The organism is Paracoccus sp. L-17 (genome assembly GCF_056857655.1).
The window spans coordinates 16,885-41,805 of the sequence record NZ_JBSXNM010000026.1 but is presented as its reverse complement, the minus strand read 5'-3'; the positions used below and the strand labels follow the sequence as shown (position 1 = coordinate 41,805).

Here is a 24,921-nt window from a genome sequence, read left to right as displayed (position 1 = left end):
TTTGGGGCGCTGGCAAGGCGTTCATTGATTTCTTGTTCCGGAAGCGCACTTACTGGTTCTCCAATCTGTCCGAGCGGATCGCGTATTCGACGACGGTGAAGCCAAACGGGTTGGTCCAGACCTGGTCGATGGAGCGGCTCTCTTCCGGGCGGAACTCGAAGAGGAGTGTCGCGGTGAAGAGGCCCGCTTGGACCCCTTGGATCGAGGTCAGGCGCTTGCGAAGCCGCACCGTGGCCCGGTTGTTGCCGATCAGGTTGATACTGAGGATCTCGACGTCCAGACGAGCGTTGGGTCCATAGACGGTCGGGGGATAGTCGGCATTGGCCGAGTTCCAGATCTGGCGCAGTGAGGCCCCTGCTGCACGGTCCGAACGGCGCAACACGCTGCGGATGCGCACGTCATTGTCGAGCTGGTTGTAGACCTCGCGGTCGGTCACGTAGCGGAAGACTTCCGCCTCGATAATGGCGCGGTTCTCGGTGACCGTGGTGGCCCCGACGGAAGCCTCGGGGAGGGCGAAGCCGGTGGCGGGGTCGTAGGGCACCACCACAGGGGGCGGATCGCCATCGAGGACGGCCACGGCGGCCGCGCTGAGGCAGCCCAGGATGCCAAAGCCAAGGCCGAAGAGCCCCAGGCGCTGCCAGAGCCGTTCCCGTCTCAGCGCGCCGTAGACCAGTTCCTCCTCGATGATGGCGGTTTCTTCGTCCAACAATCAGTCCTCAATCCGCATTCAGTTCCGGGAGCGTGAACTCCATGAAGCGTTGTTCTTCAGCGATGGTGGCGGCATCGATCACGCCGCCGGTGCCGTCGCCCACGGTCTGGATCGCTTCGAGCTGCCACATGGCGACGAGCGCGATGGCAAGCTCGGCCGTCACCCGCGTGTTGAGATCGACGCTCTCTTTCAGCTCATCCATGTCGTCGATGAGCCCGACGAGCCGGTCGACACGTTCGAGCGATTGCCCGGCATCCTCGTAGCTGTTCTGGGCCGCGGCCGAGACCAGCGCGCCGGTCGTGGCCTTTGTCGCCACGCGCTCGGCCCCGGGATTGCCGCTGCGGGCCATTTCCGAGAGCGTATCCTCGTCGAAGCCGAGATCGGCCAGCACCCGGTCCATCTGGGTTTCGATCTCGCCGGCGCCGGATCCGGTGAGCCCGGAGAAATCCCCCGTCTTGATCGCTTCAATGGTGGCGATGATATCGCCGAACTCCTGATCCAGGAGACCGTTCAATTCGTCCTCCATCTGTGTCCGGATGATCTCGGGCAGCTCTGCCAGACGCGTCAACGCCTCATATGTTCGTTGTAGCTCGGCGAGCTGCTCCGTGAGCGTTGCAAGCTGTTCGCGGAGCTGCACGAGTTGCTCGTTTTGCAGGATCTCGTCCTCGATCATCTGCCGGAGCTGCTGGATGTTTTGGGCGATGTTCTGGGTGTCCACGACCGGCACGCCCTGGGCCAGGACGGGGGCACTGGTCACGAGAGGCGAGCAAAGCGCAAAGACGCTGGCTAGGGTCAAGGTGCGAAGTGGTGCTGAAATGAACATTCTGCGGGCCATCAATCCAGATCCTCCAATGTGAACTCCATGAATTCGTTCTCGGCCATGCGGGCCGCGGCCTGGGCCAGTTGGGCCGCACTGAGCGGTTGGGTCCGTGCGGCTTTCAGGCGAATGCGCGCGGCCATCAGCCGGACCAGTTCGGCGCGGGCATAGGTGTTGAGCGCCATGCTCTCCTGGATGTCCTGGGTCGCGCCGATCCGGGTGACAATGTCCTGGACGCGCAGGGCGGCCTGCCGGATGGCGGCGGGGGAATTGCTGCCGTAGAAGGCGGCGCCGAACCCGCTGAGCGAGAGATGGGCGTTGGCGAGAAGAGCGGGGTCGATCGTGCCGAGCGCCTCGATGCCGCCGATCCGCGCGAGGTAGAGATTGTAGCGTTCGGGGATGACCGTGACATAGTGTTGGGTCTCCTTGAAGGGCGGTACACCGCCATATTCGAACACCCGGCCAGGCCCGGCGTTATAGGCCGCGAGCGCGTTGACGACGTTGCCGTCGAAGGTGTTGAGCTGCGCCGCGAGAAAGCGCGCGCCGCCTTCGACCTGCAGGTAGGGGCTGTCATAATATTCCGGGTTGATGCCGAGATCGCTCGCGGTGCCCGGCATGATCTGGGTGAGGCCGAAGGCGCCCACGGGCGAGCGTGCACCGATGGAGAAGCGGCTCTCCTGCCAGATGAGCGCCTGCAGGAGGGCGCGCCATTGCACGACGGAAAGACCGGCCCGCCCGACCCCGGGCCGCCCGTGGGTCTCCTGGGCGACCCGGATGATCAGCTGCTCGATGTTTTCTGCCGCATCCCCGAACATACCCGCGCCGCCGGGGTTGGGATCGATATCGCCTGTGCCGTAGACGGATGCGACAGAGCGGTCCGGGTCGCCGCCCTCGAGGTCTGCGACCATGCCCGGAAGGCCCTGACCGCCGAAGCTCGTCTGCGCGTCGAGGATGGCGCGCAGCGTGGCGAGCTGTTCCCGTTCGATCTCGGTCAGCAGTTCTTCGACGGTGAGTTTCTCACGCTGGACGGCGAGGTCTGCGTCCCGGTCGCTCGTCTCCACGATATCGCGGGCCGTCAGCCCGGAATCGTTGGTGGGAACGCCCTGGGCGAGCGCGGCCGCCGGCAGGAGAGCCGCCAGGAGGGTATGTGCGACCCTAGACCTCAACGCCGTCTTCCGCGTTTCCGATGGGTGTGAAGATGCAATCCGGCTCGACCTGATCTAGCGAGGCGCGGAAGGCGAAACAGTTGGCCTGGGGTTCGCGATATTCGGCGCAGGAAGAGAGAACGCCGAGTGCGGCGAGGAGGATGAGGGGTCGGATCATGAGAGCCTCCAGAATTCAGGACGGTCGCGGTAGTCGGGGCCGACGAGGGCCTCGCCCTTCTCCATGCCGCCGAGGATGGTGAGGAGGGGGCCGAGCGCGGAGAGGTCGGCATCGACCACCACGGAGCCGCTGTCGTCGCGGATGAGGGCGAGACGGCTGTCGCTGCCGGTGTTCAGGAGCACGTCGAGCTCTTTCTCGAAGAGGTTCAGCATCGCGTAGTCTGATGCGTGGGCGCGGATGTTGGGGAGCAGGATCTGCGTCGGCACCGCCTCGACGATGGTCTTGCCGGTCCGCGTGCGCTCTAACTGGCTCGCATATTGCGTCATCATCACCGCGACGGTGTTCTGTTTCCGGGCGGTCACCAGCCAGTTCGAGAGCCGTTCGGCAAAGTATGGGTTGTCGAGCGCCTTCCAGGCCTCGTCGATCACGATGATGGTGGGGCGACGGTCCTCGATCTCCCGCTCGATGCGGCGGAAGAGATAGGAGAGCACGGCCATGCGTTCCTTCTCGCTCTCGCTGTCGAGAATGCCGGTCAGGTCAAACCCCACGACATCGCCATCGAGGGAGAAAGTGTCCTCGAGGCTCTGGCCGAAGATCCAGCCATAGCGACCATCCTCGGTCCATTCGAGAAGGCGTTGGTGCAGGTCGCCACTATCGTCGGTCGAGACAAAGAGCGAGGCGAAGTCCTTCCAGTTCCGCAAGGCCGGATTGGTGGCTGTTGCGTTCTGGCGAACCACCTCCTGGATGCGGTTGGTCTGGGCGGGCGTCAGCGGCTTGTCGGAGCGGTAGAGCAGGGAGGCGAGCCAGTCCGAGAGCCAGGCCGTGCCGCGCTCATCGATCTCGGTCCAGAGCGGGTTGAGGCCGGTCGCCTGTCCGGCCTTGATCGAGGCGTAGCGTCCGCCATTGGCACGGACGGCCATCTCCATGCCGAGCCGGTAGTCGAAGACGAAGATGCGCGCGCCGACGCGCCGGGCTTGTGTCATCAGGAAGGCCGAGAGGACGGATTTGCCGGAACCGGGACGGCCCAGGATCAGGGTGTGGCCGCTGGTGGGTTCTTTCTCGGGGCTGCCTTGCTCGTGATAGGAGAAACGATAGGCGCTCTGTTCCGGCGTCGGGAAGAGTGTGATCTCCTGGCCCCAGGGCAGATGGTGTTTTTCCTTGCCGAGTTGTGTCCGGTGCAGCGCCGCGAAATCCGCGAAGTTGCGGTTGGTGACGGCGCTGGCGCGGACGCGTTTCGGCTGGTTGCCAGGATGCTGGCTGAAGTAGTGCGATTTCGCGGCCATCCGCTCGCCGATCATCTTCACGCCCTCGGCGGCCGCGGCGTTCACGATCTCGGCCCCGAGGGTTTGCAACTCCTCGAGGCTGTCGCAGAAGACGGTCACCACCATGTGGTGCTCACCGAAGCTCTGGCGCTTGGCCTCGAGATCGTCATGCGCGATGTCGAGTGCCTCTAGGAGCGAGAGGGCGGCATCCTGGGAGGCCTGCATCTGGCGCTTCTGGCGTTTGATCCGGCCCGCCATCAGGTTCGAATTGATCGGTGTGAAGGAATGGGTAACGATCATGTCGACCGGCAGGTTCAACATGTCGAACATGGTGCAGGTCGTGCCTTCGGCATATTCACCGATGGTGAAGCTCTTGCCGAAGCGGTGGCCGACCACACCGTCCGAGAGTTCGAAGTGATCCTCGAAAAACGTCACGCGAGTATTGGCAACGTTGTAGGCCAGAAACCCGAAGCGGTTTGCGGGATAGAGCGGCAGTTCGCGGCCCGTGTTGAGCGCGCCAAGGAACCCGACCAACTCGCCAGAGGCTGCTGAAAGGATTCGAGGCTTGAGCTCGGCAAGGCCGGAGGTGAAGACGCCGACCGCCTCTTTGAGGCGTCTGATCCGTTTCGCGGTCTCCTCCTTGAACCGCTCCGGTGCGGAACGGTACACGAAACCAAGAAAACTCCTGGGCGGCGGGCGGTGGATGATGGTGAGTGTGAGGGTCTTGTCCCGGAGGCCTGCCGTCGCGAGTTTTGCGCGCCAGGCATCGTCCACCGCCGTCGCGAAGCCGTCCCCCTTGACCGGGAGCAGGTCCGGGGTAATCGACTTCGAGACCTTGTGCACGTAGTAGCTGAACTCGGGGCCCAGCTGCGCGATGATCCGGGCGAAGAGCGCCGTGACCTTGTCGAGGTAGGTATCGTCAGTGGTGTAGCTGTTCACCCCGCTCAGGCGGATGCATTGGAAGAGTTCGTTGACCCGGGTGCGGACTGTCTGATCATCGACGAGGCTGACATAGGGCAGCATATGCGCGAGGCGTTTCTCGCGGGCATACCAGTCCGGCATAAGGGTGCGTTCATCGACGGTCTCGTCCAGGGGTTCACTATGGCGCATAGCTGTCGCCCCCGTGGATGGACCGGTTCCGCGTCGGCGGGGTCTCCTGGAGCGCGGTCATCATCACGTCGATGAAGCGCGGGTCCCAATCCGCCGCTTTCCAGAGAACCGGATAGAGCACCGCCGCGATGCCCAGGACAACCAGGTGCTGCACCCAGACGAAGAGCAGCACAGAGCCGAAGAGCCAGACCATGGCATACATGATCGGCAGGCCGAGCAGCTTGGGCGGGCGTACGAGGCCCAGAAAGAGCGGCGATCGTTCTGCCACGTTCGCCCCCCTCTTACGACCCGAAGACGGCGGCAACGATGGTCGGCGCGGCTGCAACGCCGGCGATGCCCACCAGCACCCAGAGGGCCTGGCGCAGATCGATGATGTTGAAGAACCAGCTGAGGAACACGCCGAGGACCGCGAGGGTGGCGATGACGACGCCAAGCGGCCCGGTCAGCGCGTCCACGATGCCCTGAAGCAAGCTCTGAATCGGGGAGAGATCGATGCTCTGGGCAAGGGCCGGTTCGGCCGCAACGATGAGGAGAGCGGCAAGGGTGATCAGGGATTTCGTCAATGGCTTCATGGGGACGCTCCTTCCAGCCGGTTGAAGACGGCCAGCACCCGCTGGACGTGATTTTGGGTTTCTCGAAACGGTGGAATGCCGGAATGCTCGCGCACGGCGTCGGGTCCGGCATTGTAGGCGGCGAGTGCGAGGCGCGCGTCGCCAAACTCGGCCAGCATCAGAGCGAGGTAACGCGCGGAGCCGTCGAGGTTCTGTTTCCAATCATGGGGGTCGACGGCAAGAGCGCGGGCTGTATCGGGCATCAACTGCCCGAGCCCGACCGCCCCGACATGGGAGACGGCGTGCGGATTGTACGCACTCTCGATCTCGATATTGGCGCGATAGAGGTGGAGCCAGTCCGTGACTGTGATATCCGCCGCACGGAGCCCAGGGTGGCTCGCGTAGCGCAGTCCGGTCTCCTCGATCGCGGCGAGGATATCCGGGCCTGGCGTGAGCGCGCGAGGGGTCGCCGCCGCGACGCGCACCCCTTCACGTCGCTCAGTGCGGCGCTCCTCGCCCAAGATGCGCAACCCGTCTGAGGTCGAGCCAACGCCGACCCCGTCATTGTAGTTGCGCGCGAACCGTTCCTGGGCGCGCGACGGCGAAAGAGAGCCGTCCCCCGACATCACCAGGACCATGTCCGCCGATGCCGGGAAGCTTAGGGAGGAAAAGAAAAAGGCGCTAAGCCCGGCTGGCAGCCATCTCTTCGCTGGAGAGTTTGTGAACCGTCCGCTTGCCCTCTTCCAAGGGCACGTCGGCGTGTGAGAAGCCGATCCCTTGCAAGAAGGAGATGACCCCGGTGACGGTCTTGATTTCGCGGATCTTGATGTCGTTGCGAGAGGTTCGGGTCCGGGCCGTGACCAGAAGTTTCTCGATCCCGTCGTCGCTGACAGCGCGCATGATCCAGACCCCATGCCAGTTGGGGCCTTTCTTGAAGGCGTCTTCCTTGCAGACAACTTCGACGCGATAGCCGCTGGCGACCAGATCGCGGAATCTGGGTTCGGTGACCACATTCGGGGCTTCTTTTTCTAGGTCCATCACCCGGATCACGTTCTCCAATAGGGCGAATGACCAGGCTTCAGGTGTTGAAGCCTAGGCATACGATGATATAGTATTGACGCACAAGATAAACGTTTGATGCGACAAGCGGATTCTTGCTCAATTAACGAATAGACGGTTCCCATGCATTTGATCAAGAAAATAAGGGGGTTGGACGCCCTCAGGTTGTGCGCATCGACCGTGGCACAAGCTATACTTCTGGTCACGTGCCTGCCGGGCCACGCCTTCGCCGCGTCCTGTTCGCCACCGCCCAGGCCCTTCGTGCCGAGCGATTCCGAGGCCGCGCGGGACTATGCAGATCTCATCCGCAGCGACTTTGAACTCTACATCCGGGACATCCAGAGCTACTTTCGGTGCTTGGAGGAGGAGCGCGCCCGGGCGTTCGAAGAGGCGCGCGAGGTGAGCCAGGACTACGGTCGCTTCCTGGAGCTGGTGGACGAGTGATGTAACCGCGACCTTTCCAAAGGGTCGCCGCCTAGTGACATCCGGACGTATCGGCGGCGTGCAATTCGGAGTCTCTATCATCACCTGAACGCCCATTATCCACTTTTTAGATAATCTATAAAGTAGATTAGCCCTGTCACAAGAGGTTTGTGACACGTGGCGAAAACGATCAGGAGTTCGGGACATGAGGCACTCCGCGACGCTTTGATTGCGGCGCGGAAGGCGGCTGGGTTAACGCAGGCCGAGCTCGCTTTGCGTCTCAGATGCCACCAGTCCTTCGTCGCTCGTCTCGAGAGCGGAGAGCGCAGGGTCGACGTAGTTGAGTTGATCGTGCTCGCGCGTGCTCTGCAGATCGATGCGGGTACACTATTGGCCGCTGCCGAGGCGGCGACGGAACTCGATCACCGGATTTAGGACGAGGCGATGGGCTGGTTGCCTCGGGTGGTATGACGAGATCAAGTCCCGCTGGGGCCGAAGGGCAATAATAACAACAGGTTGTTATGGGACGCTTCGATGCACGGTCTCTGGTGCAGGTTTGGGGAAGAGGAAAACGTCTTAGTAGTTCACCTGCTCGAACCCGTAATTGCCCTCATAGTCTCGCCAGTCGACGAAGACCGAGCGGTGATAGATGGAGGGACAATGATCGCCCCATCGTTCCAGGCCGACATGGGCCTCGGGCAACGCCGCGACGGACGAACGAGACCACGAAAAATCGCCCTGGGTTCCATAGAAACCGAGAAGGACGGTTTCGCTCCGATTGCAATCGCTGTCGCGGGATTCGTGTTGGCGCGCGTACCGGACATCGAAGACACGGATCGAGCGGACGAAATTGAATTCTGGTCCACTGATGTCGATGTCGGCGCGGTCCTGGACGCGACGCAAGGCGAACCCGTCAGGTTGCCCTAGAGGGGAGACACCTCGCGACCGCACGACGGCAGGCAGAAGGGCATCAGCGTTCTCGGGATCAGATTCCGCGAGGCTCTGGGGCAGGGGAGAAGCGTTGGAGAAGAGGATGTCAAAGACACGCGGAGTGCGATCGGGTCCGTCTACAGGTTCGAAAGAGGCCCCCATGGGGCATCGCCAGATCTGCAGCGGGGGCTCGACGGGCCAGGGCGTGATCCGGCGGATGAACTCTGCACGCGCCTTTGAGCAGGGCTCTGATGCCGGCCAGCCGCCGGAGAGGCAGAGCAGGATGGCGCAATCGATCGGGTAGGTCTGTGCCGACGCCTTGGTCGAGGCGCCGAAGAGGGAAGCCGCGCTCACAATCGTTGCAAAAGTAAAATGTCGAAGGAAACTGCGCATGACGAGGATCTCAGTCGGCTGATATGCGTATGTTGTGTGCATCAATAGTATACTATTGTAATAAAGTCAATCCAACGCCGTTTGTTTCTCGCCGTTTTCGGTTTAGGGCAGATCTGGTGAGATCGATCACCTGCGTGACAACCTTTCAAGGAGATCTGTGACCGCATCGTTGGCAACTGCCTTCGCGGCAGCGAGCATTTCCTTGCTAAGAGGTGGGTCGATTTGGTCGGCTACGCGCTCGGCGCCGAGCCAGAGTATGGACAGCTCGGATGTGTTCCACTGATAGACCCAGCCAACAGTTTGACCGTAACCATCCGGCGTAGGCCGCGGGGGCCGGCTTCTCTTACGTCTCTGCCCTGGATTTGCGAGGCCTTGGTGCCCATTTCTTGGCGAGCTTATCGAAGCGCTCGATGATGCTGTCGTTCCCGGCATCTTCGGCGTCGAAGTTCCCGCCCGACCAGTGGACCATATCCGCGTGCTGCTCGTGATCGGGATCGGCGAGAGCTTCGAGGAACTCCTCGTAGCCGCAGGCGCCGCCGACGTCCTCGGGCGGGCAGGCCCCGGTGGCCTTCAGCAGCCGTGGATAGGTCATGCCTGGGGCAGCCTCGCCCACCCGTTCGATCCGGATACTGTGGTCCCAGTCATCACCGAAGTCGTAGACATACTGGATCGTCCTGGTGCCGGTCTGGTCGAGCAGCTTTTCCAGGGTGATCTTCTTCGCGTCCATGGGGCCGTCGTAGAACCCGTCCGGGTCGGGCACGCCCCAACCGGCATCCCCCACCCGGAACTCATAGAGATGGGTGTCCGTCCAGCCCATGGCTGCCTGGATGACCTCATGCAGCCGGTCGAGCCTGATCTTCAGCGGCACCTCGATATGGCGCATTGGCTGCGGGTCGACATCGTTCAGAATGATCCGGAGGCGGGCGATCAGAGTCATGCGGCCATCCTTTGTCGCGTCGGGGACCAGTTCCAGGGCAACAGATCCGGCACCCGGGAGGCTGTCGTGCCGGGCAGCCGGGCGAGGACATCGGCGAGCCAGGCCTGAGGATCGACATCGTTCATCTTCGCGGTGACAATCAGGGAATACATGAAGGCTGCGCGTTCACCTCCGCGCTCGGAGCCGGCGAAGAGCCAGGACTTCCGGCCGAGGGCCACGCCGCGCAGCGCCCGCTCGGCGGCGTTGTTCGTCAGGCAGATCCGGCCATCGTCGAGGAAGCGGGTGAACGCGTCCCAGCGGTCTGCCCTGAACATGTATGCGATCGCCTTGGCGACGGGGTTGTGCCTCGACATCGTATCGCGCTCGGCTTGCATCCAGTCGCGCAGGTCCTCGACCAGCGGACGGGACAGCCGTTGCCGGGCCGCGAGCCGTGATGTGGCATCCAGACCGTTGATCTGGCGTTCGATGTCGAAGATGGCATCGATCTTCGTCACTGCCTCCAGCGCCACGGGCGATATGTCATGGGCGGGCTTGCCCTTCCGGACAATCCCCTCGATGTCGGCGAGTTCGAAGAACTTGCGCCGGGCATGGCTCCAGCAGAGCGCGCTGCTCACCGGGCCGGGATCACGGTCGCCGCGATAGAGGTCGTTGTAACCGCCGTAGGCATCGGCCTGCAAAATGCCCTGCCAGCCGGCGAGATGCCGGTTGGGATGGGCCATCTCCCGGTCGCGGGAGAAGTGCAACAGCGCGGCCGGAGGCGCGCCACCCGCGAACGGGCGATCATCGCGGACATAGGTCCAGAGCCGCGCCGTGCGCGTCCCGCCCTTCGCCAGAAGCGGCACCGTCGTGTCATCGCCATGCAGCCGCTCGGCCCCGAGAACATGGGTCCTGATCAGCGCATGGATCGGCGCGAGCGCAGCAGCGCAGGCCCCGACCTGGTCGGCGAGCGTCGAGAGGCTGATCTCGACACCTTCCTTCGCGTAGCGCTCGGCCTGACGGTTCAACGGTTGGTGCTGGCCGAACTTCTCGAAGAGCACCATCGCCAGCAGGTTCGGGCCGGCCCAGCCACGGGGCGTGGGATGGAACGGCGCCGGCGGCTGGCTGATCTTCTCGCAAGCCCGGCAGGTGAACTTCTCACGGACCGTCTGGATCACCTTCCACTGCCGGGGAATGACCTCAAGCGTCTCGGTGACGTCCTCGCCCATCTTCACTATGCGATCCGAGCCGCAGCAGGAACAGGCCGTGGGCGCCGCGATCACCACGCGCTCGCGCGGCAGATGCTCCGGAAACGGCTTCCGCGCCGGACGGCGACGTTTGAGCCCTGCGACGGTCGTGGTCTTCGCCACCTTCTCGGCGGAGATCTCGTCTTCGGTGGCCGCGGCCTCGAGTTCCTCGAGCTGCAATTCCATCTGGTCGATCAGGCGGGCGCGACGTTCCGAGCTGTGGCCGTATTGCTCGCGCCGGAGCTTGGCGATCTCGAGCCGAAGATGCTTGATCATCGCCTCGGAGGTCGAGACCACCGCCCGGGTCTGCGCCAGCTCGCTCTCGGCGGCCTCGGCACGGGCCTCCGACGCCGCGAGCGCGGCACGCAATCTGGCGATCTCGGAAGCGGCATCTGACATGGGCAAAAGCTACCACGCGGCCATCGGAAAGCCCATGCAAATAAGGCCAGTGAGGCTGATTTATCCCGCCTTTGCAGGGCGTTGCGTCCAGCGCGGATTGCGCCAGTCTATCCCCTCCAGGAGATAGCCGAGCTGGGCCGCGGATATCTGCACCGCTTCACCACTTCCGCTGGTCGGCCAGATGAACTTCCCGGCCTCCAGCCGCTTGGTGTAGAGCGACATGCCGACCCCGTCGTGCCAGAGCAGTTTGACCAGGTCGCCCTTGCGCCCGCGAAAGCAGAAGATCTCGCCGGCATGCGGATCGCGCCCGAGCCCCTGCTGCACCGTCAGCGCCAGGGTGTTCATGCCGCGCCGCATGTCGGTGACCCCGCCCGCGATCCACACGCGCACCCCCGCCGGGAAGGCGATCATCGGCCTTCCAGGGCCGGAAGCAGCCGCGCCAACACCTCCGGGTCCACCGACGAAGGGACCAGAAGCCGCCGCCCATTCCTCAGCACGATCTCGAGCTGAACGTCTGGGGTGTCGCGCGGCGCCTCCTGTGCCGTCACGGACACTCCCGCAGGCGCCTTGGTTGAAACCGCCAGCGGGATGAATGAAGGCGGCGTCTCGTTCCCAAGCTCACCGTCGCGATACTGCCGCCGCCATGTCGTCAGCAACGAGCGCGACACACCATGCCGCCGCGCCGTCGCCGAGACCTGGCGATGCCCCAGAAAGCTCTCCTCTACGATCCGGATCTTGTCCGCATCATCCCAGTATCGCCGACGCGGCACGTCCGCGGCAGAGAGAACTTCAATCTCGGGTCTGAACTTATGGTCGGCCATAAGGTCGGACTTAGCACCAACGCCGAAATCCCGTCAGACGGCCTCCACCGGAGGAATACGTTTGACCTTCGGGGCTGCGGATGAGTCGAGCGATCGGAGCCGCTTCTTCCTTGTCAATACTCACTGGTTCTTGATCGCCTTCACTTTGTACAGTTTGTCTGTCAGGTGGGCCGCCGCGCTTGTTTGGCCGCTCAGGGCAAACTCAATCCCATTCCAGTGAAAGAGGCGGCACCGACGGAGCCGATGCCGCCAAGGTTTCGCCCACAGGGAGGTGGTAGAGGGCGAAATCAATGATATCAATGAGTTGCACTTATTCGCATAATCGTTCTTATGTTAATTTCCAGACCCCGCCATCTTGTACCACCCGCGACTCAGACAACAGCTTCTCCAGATGCGCCGCAACGTTTCGTTCTGCGGCCATTGCGATATGTGGGTCGGTTTTCTGGTAGACGGAAGCGGCGATATTCTGGACCGAATCCGGGGTGTGTGAGAGGTGGACGAGGATCTCCGCCTCGCGACGCATGCGGTTGGAAAGCAACCGTTCGACGTAAGGTTGCGGATCCCGGAGGACAGGTCCGTGCCCCGGAAAGTAGATCCTATCGTCGCGCTCAATCAGCCGCTGTAGCTGGGCGCAGTAGTCGTGCATGTTTCCGTCAGGGGGGCTGACGATCGAACTGTTCCAACTCATCACGTGGTCGCCTGTGAAGAGCACTCCGTCAGGTCTCGCGAAACAAAGGTGGTCGCTCGCGTGACCAGGTGTGTGCAGGACGGTAAGACCGGCAATGACCTGTCCGTCCTCCAGAAACCGGTCAGGTCGAAATGCATCGTCAGGGAATGCCCGTGAGGCATAAACAGGTGCGTCTGTCCGTGCTCGCAGGGCTGGGACGACTCCAAAATGATCAGAATGGTGGTGTGTGAGCAAAATCCCGGATGGTTTGGCCCCCAAACTTTCGACGACTGCCTCGAAATGTGCACTGTCTTCTGCTGGGCCGGGGTCGATTATGAACCGACCATCAGGCGTATCAATGATGTAGCTATTTGTTCCATGATAGGTCATCTTTCCGGGATTGTTCGCGACGATCCTCAGAATTCCGGGGGCCACCTCGACTCCCTGCGCGCGGCAAGGCTCCGGCTCTGAAAAAAACATGCCGCTTCTTTTCATTGTGTGCGACCAGGTCCAGGTATTGATTGCGAACAATCCTGTTCGTACAGTTTTGCGCATTGCTCTTGCATGGATCCGGAAACCTCAGGCTGGCGTCCGGTGCCTGTCAAATCCGGCATCGGACCATTTCAACGTATACAGGACCAAGACTGTATCAGACTGAATCAGTCTTGGTCTGGCAGTCACACAGCGCGGCGATTGTGGTAAGCTGTATACAGAACTACAGCAATTGTCGCCTTCGTCAAATCCCCGATCAGGAACGGGTAAAGCCCGGCGTTCAGCAATTTCTCGCCATAACCGACAAAGCCACCCAACCAGAACAGCCCTGCGCAATACATGACTATCGAGCCCAAAAAGACCGCGACAGATGCTCTGAACGCAGGCCGAAGTCCTTCCAGTGCTTGAACAACCCAACCGGCAGCGGCCGCTGCAAGTGCGAAGCCTACCAGGTATCCGCCTGTGGGACCCGCAATATACGCCAGTCCGGCCGGCGCCGGAGGTGTGCCTGCGAACACCGGCAGGCCAAGCAGACCTTCGAAAAGGTATGCCACGACAACAAGACTACTGCGCACCGGCCCCAGGAAAAGGCCCAGACCCAAGACAACCAGGGTTTGTGTAGACATGGGAACCGGGTAGAACGGCACCACGATTTTGGCGGATAGTGTCAGAAGAATTGTGCCGACGAGTATTATCGAGATTTCTCGGGTCAGTCTTGCGACTGATTGGCTTTGAGTGGTTTCCAGATTCATCTTTTTCGTCCTTGTTTCTGTAGATTGTTAATTTTTTGGATAGTAAGCTCACATGCGCTTGGCGACTTCTTCCAACATGACTTCGCTCGCCCCGCCGCCGATGGCCTGCACACGGGCATCGCGTGACATGCGTTCCACCGGTGTTTCGCGCATATAACCCATACCGCCGTGAAACTGGACGCAGTCATAAAGCACGCTGTTCACCAGTTCGCCGCAATAGGCTTTGACCATCGAGACCTCTTTCACGCAGTCACCGCCCGCGGCATCCAGACCGGCGGCGTGATAGACCAGCTGACGTCCCGCAGCGATCCGCGTCTGACAGTCGGCCAGCCGTTGGCGCACGGCCTGCTTGTCCCACAGAACGCCGCCAAAGGCCTTGCGCTGCTTGACATAATCCACGGTCATGTCCAGCGCGGTTTGCGCTTCGGCACAGGCCATCGCACCCAGCACAATGCGTTCGTTCTGGAAGTTCTTCATTACCGAATAGAAACCGCGGTTGACCTCGCCCAAGACGTTTTCGGCCGGGATACGGACATCTTCGAAGATCAGTTCGGCAGTGTCCGAGCACAGCCAGCCGGTCTTGTTCAACGCCCGTCCGACCGAAAAGCCCGGCGTGCCTTTTTCGACCGCAAATATGGTGATCCCGCGCGACCCCTTGGCATCGGGATCGGTCTTGGCACCGACAAAGTAGAGATCGCCATGCACGCCGTTGGTGATGAACATCTTGGTGCCGTTCAGCACCCAATCCGACCCGTCCCGCACTGCGCGGGTGCGCATGCCGGCCACGTCCGAGCCCGCGCCCGGCTCGGTCACGGCGACGGCGGTGATCATTTCGCCCGAGGTGATCGACGGCATCCAGCGCGCCTTCTGTTCGGGCGTGCCGGCGTTTTCCAGATGCGGCGACGCCATGTCGGTGTGGACCAGAACCGTGGCCGAGAACCCGCCGAAGGTGGATCGCCCGACCTCTTCGGCCAGAACCACGCTGGACATCACGTCCAGCCCCGCGCCGCCATACTGTTCGTCATAGCGCATCCCCAGCACGCCGAGATCACCCATCCGGCGCAGCACGTCGCGGGGCACCATGCCCTCCTCTTCCCAGGGCTCGGCCTTGGCGGTCACCTCGGTTTCGATGAAACGGCGAAGCTGGTCGCGGATCATGTTGAGATCTTCGTTGAACAGGCCGGAGGCCGCGGTGATGTTGTCTTGTCTGGTCATGTGTTTTCCTCTGGATCGAGTTTGATAAGTGGGGCGTGCCCGGCAACCGTGTCGCCCGGTGCACAATAGATTTCCGTCACCACGCCCGCGGCCGGCGCGGGCAGGCTTTGCAACAGCTTCATGGCCTCAAGCACCACCAGCGTGTCACCGGCTTTGACGCGGTCGCCGAGTGCGACGCGCACCTCGGCCACGGCGCCGGGCATGGGTGCGGACAACAGGTCAGCGACGCCAGACCCGCTGGTGGCACGTTGCAGATGCTGGTCTTCCAGCGTACGCAGGTCTGTCGCGGTCATTCCAGCAGGGGTTTGCAGGTGCACTCGCCAGTGACTCGGCGCGCGCACGACGTAAGCGATGCGCGAAAACGGAACCCCGTCGATGCGTCCGCTCAGGCGTCCCCCGGTCAGAACGGCACTCTCGACCGTGATGGTCTGGCCGTCCGGCTGTATGGCAGTCAACACCGGCCCGGAGCCGCTCACGCGGATCGGGTCGTCTTTGGTTGTGTCCCAATAGAAGGCCGCGCCGGACTGTCCCGCAGGGGCTGTGAGTCGCCAGGACCCTAGGCTTTCCCAGGGCGACGCGCCCGCCGGCATGAGACGCAGATGCAGCGCCATCGCGGCAAAGGCCATGTCCCGGGGATCAGCGGACGGTTCAGTCCAGCCGCCTGGAAACATCTCGGGCAGGCCCGAGGTATGGTGACGGAACGCCGCAAAATCCGGGTGTGCCAGTAACGCGCGTTGATAGGCCAGGTTCAGGCCGACGCCGCCGACGGCAAAAGCATCGATCGCGGTGATCGCCCGGCGGATCGCCCCGGTCCGATCCGGCGCGTGGACGATCAGCTTGGCAATCATGGAATCGTAGTGGTGGCTGACGACCGAGCCTGCCTCGACCCCGGTATCGAGCCGCACGCCGGCGGGCGGAGCCCAAAGGGTGATCTCGCCCGTTTCGGGGCGGAAATTCTCGGCCGGTTTTTCGGCGGCGACGCGGATTTCGATGGCGTGCCCGTCAAACTGCACATCGCCTTGCGTCAGCGCCAGCCGCTCGCCCCGCGCGATGCGCAACTGCCATTTGACCAGATCGATGCCGGTGATCGCCTCGGTCACGGGGTGTTCCACCTGCAACCGGGTATTCATTTCCAGAAAGTAGTATTCACCGCGCCCGGGGTCATAGAGGTATTCCACCGTCCCGGCGGAGCGATAGCCGATCGCCTGCGCCAACCCCACCGCTGCCGCACGCATGCGGTCGCGCACAGCCTCGGGAAGATCGGCGGCGGGGGCTTCTTCGATCAGCTTTTGGTGGTTGCGTTGCAGCGAACAATCGCGGTCGCCCAGATGCAGCACGGTGCCGTGAGTGTCGCCCAGAACCTGCACTTCGACGTGGCGGGCACGGGGCGCATAGCGTTCGAGGAACACCGCCGGATCGCCGAAGGCGCTCTGCGCTTCGGCCCGGGCAGATGCAATCGCTTCGGGTGCGTCGCCCAGATCGGAGACAAGCCGCATCCCGCGTCCGCCGCCGCCGGCGCTGGCCTTGACCAGAAAGGGGGTGCCAAGCGCCTCGGCCTCTTGTAGCAGGCGCGCGTCGGACTGATCCTCGCCGCGATAGCCGGGCAGGACGGGCACGCCTGCGGCTTCGGCGGCAGCCTTGGCCTCGATCTTGGAGCCCATCCGCGCGATAGCGTCGGGTTCCGGCCCGATGAACACAAGGCCCGCCGCCTCGACCGCCGCCGCGAAACCGGCATTCTCAGACAGAAAACCATATCCCGGGTGCACCGCACCCGCGCCCGTCGCCCGCGCGGCCTCAAGGATGGCCTCGACGTTCAAATAACTGTCTGACGGGGCGGCCCCACCGATGCAGACGGCATGATCGGCCTCGGCCACGAAGGGCGCGTCGCGGTCCGCGTCCGAAAACACCGCTACGCTTTCCAGCCCCAGTTTGCGGCACCCGCGCTGGATGCGCCGGGCAATCTCGCCCCGGTTGGCGATCAGAACGCGGGTGAAGCTCATTTCACCCGCCATGACGGAACGCCCTTGTTGATGAAGCTGTTGATGCCTTCGATACCTTCCTCCGTCTCCCACGCATCGGCCAGCCGGTCGGCGGTGTAGATCATGTTGGTCTCCAGATCGTGGGACGCGACATAGGCGATCAGCGCCTTGGTATCGGCCACGGCACCCGGCGCGGCCTGAAGGTGATCATGCACCACCCGGTTCACCGTGGCGTCCAAGTCGCCCGGCGCGACAACTTCGGTCAACAGACCGATCCGCTCGGCGCGGGCGGTGTCGAACAACGCCCCCGACAGCATGGTCTCACGCGAATGCACCTTGCCGATGCGGGCCACCACGTAAGGCGATATATTCGCGGGCAGAAGGCCCAGCTTGACCTCGGTCAGACCGAAGCGCGCGCCTTCGGCGCCGATGGTGTAGTCGCAGACGGAAATCATGCCGACACCGCCACCGTAAGCCGGGCCGTTGATCCTCCCGATCAAGGGTTTGGGCAGCGTGTCAAGACGGCGCAACAGCCGCGCCAGCGTGGCGCTTTGTGCGACCCTTTCACTACGGGTTTTCTCGACATTAGAGGCGAACCAGTTGAAGTCGCCGCCCGCGCAGAAGCTCTTGCCCGCGCCGGTCAGGACCACAATACGCACATCGTCATCTGCAGCCAGCTTTTCGGCGGCATCGTATAGCTCTGCGATCAATTCGCCATTCAGCGCATTGTGTTTGTCGGGGCGGTTGAGCGTCAGCGTGGCGACGCCGCGCGCATCGGTTTCGACAAGGATCGTGTTGTAGGTATTGGTCAACTTGAAGCCTCACATTCTGAATACAGGCGTATGGCGACCGGCTTCGGGCACCGATGTCACGATGGCCAGGCACAGGCCAAGGATATCGCGGGTTTGCGCGGGTTCGATCAGCCCGTCATCCCAAAGCCGCGAGGTGGCATAATAGGGATCGGACTGTTCACCGTACTGGGCCCGAACCTGCTCCTCGATCAGCTTCATGTCGGCCTCCATCTTGCCCGGGTCGCCCCCTTTCTGGCGTCGCAGTTCCAGCATCACATTTGTGGCGATGTCGGCAGACATGGTGGCCAGTTCCGCCGTGGGCCAGGCAAAGAGAAAATTCGGGGCGAAACCACGTCCGCACATGCCGTAGTTGCCTGCCCCGTATGAGCCGCCCAAGAGGACCGACAGGCGCGGCACCTTGGCAACCGACATGGCATAGACCAGCTTGGCACTGTCTTTGGCAATGCCGCCGCGCTCGGCTTCGGTGCCGACCATGAAGCCCGAGATGTTGTGGAGGAACAAAAGCGGGATGTTGCGTTGATCGCACATCGACACGAATTGCGCGCCCTTGAGCGAACTGTCGGACACAAGCGCCCCATTATTTGCGAGAATGCCCACTCGATAGCCGTGAATCCGCGCGGTGCCGCAGACCAGCGTCTCACCCCATCCGGGCTTGAATTCGCGGAATTCGCCGGCGTCGATCATGCGCAGCAGAACCTCGCGCATGTCATAGGGCTGTTTGCGATCGGCGCTGATGACGCCAAGCAGTTCCTCTGGGTTGCGCGCCGGCGGCGCGCAGGTTGCATCGGGACCCATCGGGCGCGACAGGCCCAGTTCGGATACGATGTCGCGCATCAGAGCAAGCGCATGATACTCGTCCTCGGCCAGATGGTCAGACACACCGGAGACGCGCGAATGCATCTCGGCCCCCCCCAATGTTTCTCCATCAACCTCTTCGTTGATCGCCACCTTGACGATCGAGGGGCCGCCCAGATGGATGCGTGCGTTGCCGCGTACCATGATGACTTCGTCCGACAGGGCCGGGATATAGGCCCCACCGGCCGTGCAGCCTCCAAAGACCGCCGAGATCTGCGGCAGGCCGCTCGCGGACATGTTGGTTTGACGATAAAAGGAATTGCCGAAATGGCGGGCATCGGGGAAAACCCGGTCCTGCTCTGGCAGATAGGCACCGCCGCAATCCACCAGATAGAGGCAGGGCAGCCGGTTCTCGGCTGCGATTTCCTGGGCGCGGATGTGTTTCTGCACGGTTTCGTGATAGAAGGACCCACCCTTCACTGTCGCATCGTTGGCGATCACAACGCAGGGCAGCCCGTGGACGATCCCGATACCGGTCACGATCCCCGCACCGGGCACCTCGCCCCCGTATTGACCGTAGGCGGCAAGCGACGACAGCTCAAGAAACGCAGTGCCCGGATCCACCAGCAGGTCGATCCGTTCGCGGACCAGCAGCTTGCCGCGCTTGCGATGCCGCGCGACCATGTCGGGGCGGCCGCCAGCCGTTGCTTCGGCGATCCGCGCACGCAGCGTTTCGACGCGCTCGCTTTGTGCGGCGTGGTTGCGGGTGTAGGTCTCTGATGCGGCCAGCACCGCTGTTTCAAGACGTGCCATGTAGTCAGGTATCCTGTCTTTGGAGTATCCCGTTGAGGAACACATCGGCATAGGTGCGTGACAACGCATCGGCGCTACCGCGGTCCGGGTCGAACCAATCGAGCGTGGCGTTCAATGTACCGATCAGCATCAGGCGCAGGCGACGGATATCGACGTCTTGCTTCAGCGTGCCATCTTTCTTAAGCTGGGACAGAAGACTGTCCCACTCTGCCTCATAGGCCCTGCGCGTGGGCAAGTTGGCATCCCGGACGGATTGCGGCACCTGCCCGAAAATACGCACATTCGCCGAGGTATAATCGCTCACATCAAGAAGCGCGCGCAAATGCGCCCGGATCGCGGCGCGCAGTACCGTTTCTCCGTCGGCATCCGCCGGCAGGGCGGTGACGGCGTCTCTCATGCTCTCGTGAACGACTTGAATCCCTGCATCAAGAACGGCCGCGACGATCTCGTCCTTGGAACCGAAATGATAGTATATGCTACCCGCCTTGATCCCGGCGGCCTCGGCGATTTTTCGGAGCGAGACGGACCCGTAGCCTTGTTCGCGGAAAAGCCGCGCGGCAATGTCAAGCACCCCGTCCCGTCCGACAGCGCTGCGCGATGTCTCGTTGACTTTGCCCGCCGTGTTTTGTGCCATGGACCTTCGTTTCGCCGCAACGACTAACTAACGCCTGTTAGGTGAATAACGCCAGTGAGTCAATCTCGTGATCGTGCCAGACTAGAGTTTGCGGAAAATTCCGCATGGGCCACCGCCAAGAGGCCGCCCAGACTATAATGTGCTTGCCCGGACCTTGTCATCGGGTCCGGGCAAATGCCTTAGATCACGAAACCGCCGCCGCAGATGATGTGCTGGCCCGAGATGAAGTTCGATTCGGGCGAGCAGAACAGATAGACAGCACCGGCAGCCTCTTCCGGAGTGCCGACCCGGCCCAGCGGGATCATGCGCTCCATCTGGGACAAGAGATCGGGATTCACGCCGACCTTGATCTCTTTTTCCTCGACCTTGATCGTGCTGTCGCCGTCCGCGCTGCCTTCGGTGAGGCGCGTGCGGATCGGGCCGAAGGCGACGGCGTTGACGTTGACCTTGTAGCGGCCCCATTCCTTGGCCATCGTCCGGGTGACCCCGAGGATACCGGCCTTGGCGGCGGAATAGTTGATCTGGCCGGCATTGCCGCCGGTCCCCGCGATGGACGAGATATTTACCACCTTGCGGAACACCTCCTGTCCGGCGGCGGCCTCTTCCTTGGCCTTGGCGCTGATTATCGGCTGGGCAGCGCGCAGGATCCTGAAGGGTGCCGTCAGGTGGACGTCGATGATCGCCTGCCACTGTTCGTCGGACATCTTCTGAACGACGCTATCCCAAGTGTAGCCTGCGTTGTTCACGATGATGTCCAGCCCGCCAAAGCTGTCCACGCCGGTCTTGATGAACCGCTCGGCGAATCCGTCCGCGGTCACGCTGCCGGCACACACCACTGCCTCGGCTCCCATTGCGCGCACCGCCTCGGCGGTTTCATTGGCCGGACCGGCGTCCAGATCGTTGACCACAACCCGTGCCCCTTCCGAGGCCAGTTTGAGTGCGATTTCGCGGCCAATGCCCCGGCCCGAGCCCGAGACCAAGGCAACGCGCCCGTCGAGTTTTCCAGTCATGTTGATTCCTCCCGAAAGGCGCTGTCAGGCTTTTTCATAAAGCGTGGTGACGCAGGCCCCGCCGAGGCCCAGATTGTGCTGAAGCGCCAGTCGCGCGCCATCGACCTGGCGCGCATCTGCCTGACCGCGAAGCTGCTGAACGAGCTCGGTACATTGCGCTAGGCCGGTCGCCCCAAGCGGATGGCCTTTGGACAAAAGACCGCCCGACGGGTTGGTCACGTATTTTCCGCCGTAGGTGTTGTCGCCATCATCAACGAATTTCGCCGCTTCGCCGCGACCGCAAAGGCCAAGCGCCTCATAGGTGATCAGCTCGTTGTGGGCGAAACAGTCGTGCAGTTCGACCACATCCACATCTTCGGGCCCGATGCCCGCCGCCTCGTAGACCTGATCGGCGGCGCGCTTGGCCATCGAAAAGCCGACCACTTCGCGCATGTCATGGGCTTCGAAAGTTTCCGGGCCGTCTGTTGTCATTGCCTGCGCCGCGATCCGAACGGAACTGTCCAGTCCGTGCTTGTCGGCGAATTCCTTGGAACAGATGATCGCCGCCGCCGCGCCACAGGTTGGCGGACAGGCCATGAGTTTGGTCATCACGCCCGGCCACACGACCTGGGCCGCCATGACGTCTTCCGCCGTCACCTCCTGCCGGAACAGGGCCACCGGATTCTTGGCCGCATGGCGGCTGGCCTTGGCGCGGATCTTGGCGAAGGTCTCAAGAGGCGTGCCGAACTCGTCCATGTGCGCCTTGCCCGCACCGCCGAAGTACCGCAGCGCCAGCGGAATCTCGGCGCTGCCAACCAGATCGTCGGTTTCTGCATCGAAAGCCGCAAACGGGCTGACCCGATCATGGAACATCGCACCGATTGCGCCGGGCTGCATCTGTTCGAACCCAAGTGCCAGAGCACATTCAACCGCGCCGCTTTCAACTGCCTGCCGGGCCAGGAACAGGGCGGACGATCCGGTCGAGCAGTTGTTGTTCACATTCAGAACCGGGATGCCTGTCATTCCGACATGGTACAGGGCGCGCTGACCGCAGGTGCTGTCGCCATAGACATAGCCAACATAGGCCTGTTGGACTTTATCATAATCCAACCCCGCGTCTGCCAGAGCGGACCGGGTCGCAGCGGTCGCCATCACATCGTAGCTTTCGGATTTTCCCGGCTTCTGGAACGGGACCATCCCAACGCCTGCAACATAGGCTTTGTCTGTCATTTCTCTCTCTCCCAAGTTCGGTCAGGCCACCCTAATCGGTCCGCCAGCCTATTTTCTACCATTTGTTAGATTTTAAATCCCAACCTTGGGAAGTGTCAATATCGCCAAGCTGTGACGTAGGGAGCTTGCGCTATTTTCTAACTTGTGTTTGTTTTCGGGCCACACGCCCTGATCGGCGGCACAATTGAGGGATTCTGGTCCCGGCGCAACCGCTGACAAGCGTTTAGCACTCAGCTTACGAAAGGTGGTCGGAATGGCATACTGTTATGAGTTCAAGGGTTTTATACCCATCGTGCCCGAGGATACATATGTCCACCCCCAGGCCGTTCTGATCGGAAATGTCATCTTGGGTCATGGATGCTACATCGGCCCCGGAGCAAGCTTGCGGGGCGATTTCGGCAGGATCGTGATCGGGGATGGAGCCAATGTTCAGGACAATTGCATCATCCATTCCTTTCCCGGCCGCGACGCCGTGGTGGAAAGCGACGGCCACATCGGCCATGGCGCGATCCTGCACGGTTGCACAGTGGGCCGGAACGCTCTGGTCGGAATGAATTCCGTCATTATGGATGGTGTAGAGCTTGGGGCGGAATCGATTGTCGGCGCGCAGGCGTTTGTGCGTGGCGAAACCGTGATTCCGCCGCGTTCGATGGTGGTGGGATCGCCGGCAAAGGTGATCCGCGAGGTCAGCGAGAAAGAAATCGCGTGGAAAACGCGCGGCACCGCGGAATACCAGCAACTTGCGCGCGACTGTCTGGCCGGATTGACGCCGGTCGAGCCGCTGAAGGCGGTCGAGGCAAACCGGCCCGGCATGGCGGCCTCTGACGTCGTCTCCATTCAGGAGGCGCGGCGGACATCGTCCTGACCTGTCCGGGAACCGGACCGGTCAGGACTACTTCAGATTCCGAAAGCGCCAGATGGAAGCGCCTTGACGCGGAACGGCACTCCCCGACCCGGTGTGCTGTCCCTCAAGCCTTTACAGACGGAAGATCCCGTAGTGCGGATCGTCGATCGGTGCATTGAGCGAGGCAGAAATCGACATGCCAAGCGCGTTGCGTGTGTCCGCCGGGTCGAGGATGCCGTCGTCCCACAATTCCGAGGTCGAGGTATAAGCCTCGACATCGCGCTTGTATCTTTCCAGCACCGGTTCGCGGATCGCGGCGATTTCTTCTTCGGTCAGCTCTTTGCCTTCGCGCTGAAGCTGCCGGATCTTGACGTCCGCCATGGTATTGGCGGCCTGATCCGCCCCCATCACGCCGATCTCGGCCTGGGGCCACATGAACAGCGTGCGCGCGTCCCAGGCCCGTCCGCACATCCCGTAGTTGCCGGCCCCGTAAGACGCATTGGCGATCACTGTGAACTTCGGCACGACCGAGCCGCCCTGCGCCATCAGCATCTTGGCGCCGTCCTTGGCGATACCGCGTTCTTCGTATTCGCGGCCGACCATGTAGCCGGTGATGTTCTGGAAGAAGACCAGAGGCGTACGGTTCTGATTGCAAAGCTGCATGAAATGCGCCGCCTTGAGCGAACTGTCGTTGAACAGCACCCCGTTGTTGGCAAGGATGCCGACCTTGTAACCCCAGATATGGGCAAAGCCGCACACCATCGTGGTGCCATAGTCCGGCTGGTATTCGTGAAAGCGTGAGCCGTCCACGATCCGGGCCAGAACCTCGCGCATGTCGAACTGGGTTTTCCGGTCCTTTGGAATGATCCCGTAGAGTTCTTTGGGGTCATAGTAAGGCTCTTCATAGGCCGCGGTTTCGATGATCGTTTTCGGCGTGCGCTTCCACTGGCCGACAATCTCGCGGGCCAGTGAAAAGGCGTGTTGTTCGGTCGCGGCGCGATAGTCGCCGGTGCCCGAAACCGAGGTGTGCATGACCGCCCCGCCCAGTTCCTGAACGCCGACCTCCTCGCCGGTGGCCGCCTTGACCAGCGGCGGACCGCCAAGGAAAATCGCCCCCGTGCCTTCGATGATGATGTTGTAGTCGCTCAGCGTCGGCACATAGGCGCCGCCAGCCGTGCAGTGTCCGCCGACCACAGCAATCTGCGGGATATTGGCCTGGCTCAGCTTGACCTGGTTGCGGAACACCCGCCCGCCCAGATACCGGTCGGGAAACACCCCGTGCTGCAGCGGCAGGAAACCGCCCGCGCTGTCGCAGATATGAATGACCGGCAGTCGGTTTTCGAGGGCGACGTCCAGAAGACGCACGATCTTTTTCACGGTATGCGGATACCAGGCACCGCCCTTTACGCTGGCGTCATTGGCATGAATGGCGACCTCGCGGCCCTGCACGATGCCGATTCCAGTTACCACGGCGGCGCCGGGCACCGCCCCGTCATATTCACGACAGGCCGCGAGGGTCGAAAACTCCAGGAACGGCGTGCCGGGGTCCAGCAACAGTTTTAGCCGTTCGCGCACGCCCAGTTTGTTCTGCCGCTCAAGGCGGTCGAAGTCGCGTTGCGGACGTTCGAAGCGCGCCGCGTACTGGCGGGCGTGAAATTCCTTCAGCCGTTCGGACATGGCAGCATAGTTTGCCTTGTAGTCGGCGGCATTGGTGTCGATCAGACTTTCGATCCTGCGCATGG

27 protein-coding genes are annotated in these 24,921 nt (G+C 62.4%); 3 read left to right on the top strand and 24 right to left on the bottom strand.

Annotated elements, in window-relative coordinates:
- Positions 1 to 49: 49 nt before the first annotated feature.
- The 9 genes from AC13CR_RS03355 to AC13CR_RS03315 are packed head-to-tail and all read right to left on the bottom strand — an operon-like array spanning position 50 to position 6,810.
- Positions 50 to 706, bottom strand: a complete 657-nt coding sequence (locus AC13CR_RS03355) for a VirB8 family type IV secretion system protein (RefSeq protein WP_482900424.1) — start codon at positions 704 to 706, stop codon at positions 50 to 52.
- A gap of 10 nt (positions 707 to 716) precedes the next feature.
- Positions 717 to 1,544 carry a type IV secretion system protein gene (locus tag AC13CR_RS03350; protein ID WP_482900423.1) on the bottom strand — a complete coding sequence of 276 codons (828 nt, stop codon included), beginning with the start codon at positions 1,542 to 1,544 and terminating at the stop codon, positions 717 to 719.
- Entirely contained in the window at positions 1,544 to 2,665 is a 1,122-nt protein-coding gene (locus AC13CR_RS03345; protein WP_482900447.1) for a lytic transglycosylase domain-containing protein, read from the bottom strand. Before AC13CR_RS03345 ends, AC13CR_RS03350 begins: the two co-directional genes overlap by 1 nt.
- A 16-nt stretch (positions 2,666 to 2,681) precedes the next feature.
- Complete coding sequence (locus tag AC13CR_RS03340) at positions 2,682 to 2,849, bottom strand: hypothetical protein (RefSeq protein WP_222481130.1); 168 nt, start codon at positions 2,847 to 2,849, stop codon at positions 2,682 to 2,684.
- Positions 2,846 to 5,221: a VirB4 family type IV secretion/conjugal transfer ATPase gene (locus AC13CR_RS03335; protein WP_482900422.1), complete on the bottom strand. Its 2,376-nt coding sequence runs from the start codon at positions 5,219 to 5,221 to the stop codon at positions 2,846 to 2,848. Before AC13CR_RS03335 ends, AC13CR_RS03340 begins: the two co-directional genes overlap by 4 nt.
- Complete coding sequence (locus AC13CR_RS03330) at positions 5,211 to 5,489, bottom strand: VirB3 family type IV secretion system protein (RefSeq protein WP_088652952.1); 279 nt, start codon at positions 5,487 to 5,489, stop codon at positions 5,211 to 5,213. Before AC13CR_RS03330 ends, AC13CR_RS03335 begins: the two co-directional genes overlap by 11 nt.
- A gap of 13 nt (positions 5,490 to 5,502) precedes the next feature.
- Complete coding sequence (locus tag AC13CR_RS03325) at positions 5,503 to 5,793, bottom strand: TrbC/VirB2 family type IV secretion system protein (protein ID WP_009803468.1); 291 nt, start codon at positions 5,791 to 5,793, stop codon at positions 5,503 to 5,505.
- Complete coding sequence (locus AC13CR_RS03320; protein ID WP_482900421.1) at positions 5,790 to 6,410, bottom strand: lytic transglycosylase domain-containing protein; 621 nt, start codon at positions 6,408 to 6,410, stop codon at positions 5,790 to 5,792. Before AC13CR_RS03320 ends, AC13CR_RS03325 begins: the two co-directional genes overlap by 4 nt.
- A 43-nt stretch (positions 6,411 to 6,453) precedes the next feature.
- The gene (locus tag AC13CR_RS03315; RefSeq protein ID WP_028093938.1) at positions 6,454 to 6,810 is read right to left on the bottom strand and encodes a hypothetical protein; all 357 of its coding nucleotides are present in this window, start codon (positions 6,808 to 6,810) and stop codon (positions 6,454 to 6,456) included.
- A 144-nt stretch (positions 6,811 to 6,954) separates the two neighbouring features.
- On the opposite strand from AC13CR_RS03315, the gene AC13CR_RS03310 reads away from it, so the two are divergent.
- Both AC13CR_RS03310 and AC13CR_RS03305 read left to right on the top strand, forming a co-directional pair.
- On the top strand, positions 6,955 to 7,275 hold the full coding sequence (locus tag AC13CR_RS03310) for a hypothetical protein (RefSeq protein WP_482900420.1): 321 nt from the start codon (positions 6,955 to 6,957) through the stop codon (positions 7,273 to 7,275).
- A 156-nt stretch (positions 7,276 to 7,431) separates the two neighbouring features.
- A complete protein-coding gene (locus tag AC13CR_RS03305) occupies positions 7,432 to 7,689 on the top strand; it encodes a helix-turn-helix domain-containing protein (RefSeq protein WP_482900419.1) in 258 nt (85 codons plus the stop codon).
- Positions 7,690 to 7,830: 141 nt separating this feature from the next.
- On the opposite strand, the gene AC13CR_RS03300 is transcribed toward AC13CR_RS03305, so the two are convergent.
- The 14 genes from AC13CR_RS03300 to AC13CR_RS03235 form a co-directional block, all read right to left on the bottom strand.
- Complete coding sequence (locus tag AC13CR_RS03300; protein ID WP_482919987.1) at positions 7,831 to 8,619, bottom strand: hypothetical protein; 789 nt, start codon at positions 8,617 to 8,619, stop codon at positions 7,831 to 7,833.
- Positions 8,620 to 8,920: 301 nt separating this feature from the next.
- Positions 8,921 to 9,514: a plasmid pRiA4b ORF-3 family protein gene (locus tag AC13CR_RS03295; RefSeq protein WP_482900417.1), complete on the bottom strand. Its 594-nt coding sequence runs from the start codon at positions 9,512 to 9,514 to the stop codon at positions 8,921 to 8,923.
- Positions 9,511 to 11,136 (bottom strand): IS66 family transposase, encoded by a 1,626-nt coding sequence (gene tnpC, locus AC13CR_RS03290; RefSeq protein WP_298838507.1) that lies wholly within the window; start codon positions 11,134 to 11,136, stop codon positions 9,511 to 9,513. Before tnpC ends, AC13CR_RS03295 begins: the two co-directional genes overlap by 4 nt.
- Before the next feature lie 60 nt (positions 11,137 to 11,196).
- Positions 11,197 to 11,547 carry an IS66 family insertion sequence element accessory protein TnpB gene (gene tnpB, locus AC13CR_RS03285; RefSeq protein WP_009803441.1) on the bottom strand — a complete coding sequence of 117 codons (351 nt, stop codon included), beginning with the start codon at positions 11,545 to 11,547 and terminating at the stop codon, positions 11,197 to 11,199.
- Positions 11,544 to 11,957 (bottom strand): IS66-like element accessory protein TnpA, encoded by a 414-nt coding sequence (gene tnpA / locus AC13CR_RS03280; RefSeq protein WP_482900416.1) that lies wholly within the window; start codon positions 11,955 to 11,957, stop codon positions 11,544 to 11,546. Before tnpA ends, tnpB begins: the two co-directional genes overlap by 4 nt.
- Positions 11,958 to 12,285: 328 nt before the next feature.
- The gene (locus AC13CR_RS03275; RefSeq protein ID WP_482900415.1) at positions 12,286 to 13,119 is read right to left on the bottom strand and encodes an MBL fold metallo-hydrolase; all 834 of its coding nucleotides are present in this window, start codon (positions 13,117 to 13,119) and stop codon (positions 12,286 to 12,288) included.
- Positions 13,120 to 13,301: 182 nt separating this feature from the next.
- Positions 13,302 to 13,868 (bottom strand): biotin transporter BioY, encoded by a 567-nt coding sequence (locus AC13CR_RS03270; RefSeq protein WP_482900414.1) that lies wholly within the window; start codon positions 13,866 to 13,868, stop codon positions 13,302 to 13,304.
- Positions 13,869 to 13,916: 48 nt separating this feature from the next.
- Positions 13,917 to 15,083: an acyl-CoA dehydrogenase family protein gene (locus AC13CR_RS03265; RefSeq protein WP_482900413.1), complete on the bottom strand. Its 1,167-nt coding sequence runs from the start codon at positions 15,081 to 15,083 to the stop codon at positions 13,917 to 13,919.
- Positions 15,080 to 17,083, bottom strand: coding sequence for an acetyl/propionyl/methylcrotonyl-CoA carboxylase subunit alpha (locus AC13CR_RS03260; RefSeq protein ID WP_482900446.1), 2,004 nt, complete (start codon positions 17,081 to 17,083; stop codon positions 15,080 to 15,082). Before AC13CR_RS03260 ends, AC13CR_RS03265 begins: the two co-directional genes overlap by 4 nt.
- Positions 17,080 to 17,874, bottom strand: coding sequence for a crotonase/enoyl-CoA hydratase family protein (locus AC13CR_RS03255; protein ID WP_009803479.1), 795 nt, complete (start codon positions 17,872 to 17,874; stop codon positions 17,080 to 17,082). Before AC13CR_RS03255 ends, AC13CR_RS03260 begins: the two co-directional genes overlap by 4 nt.
- Positions 17,875 to 17,883: 9 nt before the next feature.
- Complete coding sequence (locus AC13CR_RS03250) at positions 17,884 to 19,482, bottom strand: acyl-CoA carboxylase subunit beta (protein ID WP_482900412.1); 1,599 nt, start codon at positions 19,480 to 19,482, stop codon at positions 17,884 to 17,886.
- A 4-nt stretch (positions 19,483 to 19,486) separates the two neighbouring features.
- Positions 19,487 to 20,116, bottom strand: a complete 630-nt coding sequence (locus tag AC13CR_RS03245; RefSeq protein ID WP_482900411.1) for a TetR/AcrR family transcriptional regulator — start codon at positions 20,114 to 20,116, stop codon at positions 19,487 to 19,489.
- A 179-nt stretch (positions 20,117 to 20,295) separates the two neighbouring features.
- Entirely contained in the window at positions 20,296 to 21,126 is an 831-nt protein-coding gene (locus tag AC13CR_RS03240) for an SDR family NAD(P)-dependent oxidoreductase (RefSeq protein ID WP_066817244.1), read from the bottom strand.
- A gap of 24 nt (positions 21,127 to 21,150) precedes the next feature.
- Positions 21,151 to 22,335, bottom strand: a complete 1,185-nt coding sequence (locus tag AC13CR_RS03235) for a lipid-transfer protein (protein WP_482900410.1) — start codon at positions 22,333 to 22,335, stop codon at positions 21,151 to 21,153.
- 253 nt (positions 22,336 to 22,588) lie between these two features.
- Here AC13CR_RS03235 and AC13CR_RS03230 point away from each other — a divergent pair, with 253 nt between their 5' ends.
- A complete protein-coding gene (locus AC13CR_RS03230) occupies positions 22,589 to 23,200 on the top strand; it encodes an acyltransferase (RefSeq protein WP_482900409.1) in 612 nt (203 codons plus the stop codon).
- 111 nt (positions 23,201 to 23,311) lie between these two features.
- Here the strand turns inward: AC13CR_RS03230 and AC13CR_RS03225 are convergent, their stop codons facing one another.
- Complete coding sequence (locus AC13CR_RS03225) at positions 23,312 to 24,919, bottom strand: acyl-CoA carboxylase subunit beta (protein ID WP_482900408.1); 1,608 nt, start codon at positions 24,917 to 24,919, stop codon at positions 23,312 to 23,314.
- Positions 24,920 to 24,921: the final 2 nt, after the last annotated feature.

Excerpts from the sequence above, each read along its gene's own strand:
- AC13CR_RS03275 (WP_482900415.1), bottom strand. The coding sequence starts at position 13,119 with ATGAAAAGAAGCGGCATGTTTTTTTCAGAGCCGGAGCCTTGCCGCGCG.
- AC13CR_RS03265 (WP_482900413.1), bottom strand. The coding sequence starts at position 15,083 with ATGACCAGACAAGACAACATCACCGCGGCCTCCGGCCTGTTCAACGAA.
- AC13CR_RS03295 (WP_482900417.1), bottom strand. The coding sequence starts at position 9,514 with ATGACTCTGATCGCCCGCCTCCGGATCATTCTGAACGATGTCGACCCG.
- tnpC (WP_298838507.1), bottom strand. The coding sequence starts at position 11,136 with ATGTCAGATGCCGCTTCCGAGATCGCCAGATTGCGTGCCGCGCTCGCG.
- AC13CR_RS03250 (WP_482900412.1), bottom strand. The coding sequence starts at position 19,482 with ATGGCACGTCTTGAAACAGCGGTGCTGGCCGCATCAGAGACCTACACC.
- AC13CR_RS03230 (WP_482900409.1), top strand. The coding sequence starts at position 22,589 with ATGGCATACTGTTATGAGTTCAAGGGTTTTATACCCATCGTGCCCGAG.
- AC13CR_RS03270 (WP_482900414.1), bottom strand. The coding sequence starts at position 13,868 with ATGAATCTGGAAACCACTCAAAGCCAATCAGTCGCAAGACTGACCCGA.
- AC13CR_RS03260 (WP_482900446.1), bottom strand. The coding sequence starts at position 17,083 with ATGAGCTTCACCCGCGTTCTGATCGCCAACCGGGGCGAGATTGCCCGG.
- tnpB (WP_009803441.1), bottom strand. The coding sequence starts at position 11,547 with ATGATCGCCTTCCCGGCGGGGGTGCGCGTGTGGATCGCGGGCGGGGTC.
- AC13CR_RS03340 (WP_222481130.1), bottom strand. The coding sequence starts at position 2,849 with ATGATCCGACCCCTCATCCTCCTCGCCGCACTCGGCGTTCTCTCTTCC.
- tnpA (WP_482900416.1), bottom strand. The coding sequence starts at position 11,957 with ATGGCCGACCATAAGTTCAGACCCGAGATTGAAGTTCTCTCTGCCGCG.
- AC13CR_RS03245 (WP_482900411.1), bottom strand. The coding sequence starts at position 20,116 with ATGGCACAAAACACGGCGGGCAAAGTCAACGAGACATCGCGCAGCGCT.
- AC13CR_RS03300 (WP_482919987.1), bottom strand. The coding sequence starts at position 8,619 with ATGCACACAACATACGCATATCAGCCGACTGAGATCCTCGTCATGCGC.
- AC13CR_RS03240 (WP_066817244.1), bottom strand. The coding sequence starts at position 21,126 with ATGACTGGAAAACTCGACGGGCGCGTTGCCTTGGTCTCGGGCTCGGGC.
- AC13CR_RS03225 (WP_482900408.1), bottom strand. The coding sequence starts at position 24,919 with ATGCGCAGGATCGAAAGTCTGATCGACACCAATGCCGCCGACTACAAG.
- AC13CR_RS03350 (WP_482900423.1), bottom strand. The coding sequence starts at position 1,544 with ATGGCCCGCAGAATGTTCATTTCAGCACCACTTCGCACCTTGACCCTA.
- AC13CR_RS03320 (WP_482900421.1), bottom strand. The coding sequence starts at position 6,410 with ATGGTCCTGGTGATGTCGGGGGACGGCTCTCTTTCGCCGTCGCGCGCC.
- AC13CR_RS03310 (WP_482900420.1), top strand. The coding sequence starts at position 6,955 with ATGCATTTGATCAAGAAAATAAGGGGGTTGGACGCCCTCAGGTTGTGC.
- AC13CR_RS03325 (WP_009803468.1), bottom strand. The coding sequence starts at position 5,793 with ATGAAGCCATTGACGAAATCCCTGATCACCCTTGCCGCTCTCCTCATC.
- AC13CR_RS03335 (WP_482900422.1), bottom strand. The coding sequence starts at position 5,221 with ATGCGCCATAGTGAACCCCTGGACGAGACCGTCGATGAACGCACCCTT.
- AC13CR_RS03315 (WP_028093938.1), bottom strand. The coding sequence starts at position 6,810 with ATGGACCTAGAAAAAGAAGCCCCGAATGTGGTCACCGAACCCAGATTC.
- AC13CR_RS03235 (WP_482900410.1), bottom strand. The coding sequence starts at position 22,335 with ATGACAGACAAAGCCTATGTTGCAGGCGTTGGGATGGTCCCGTTCCAG.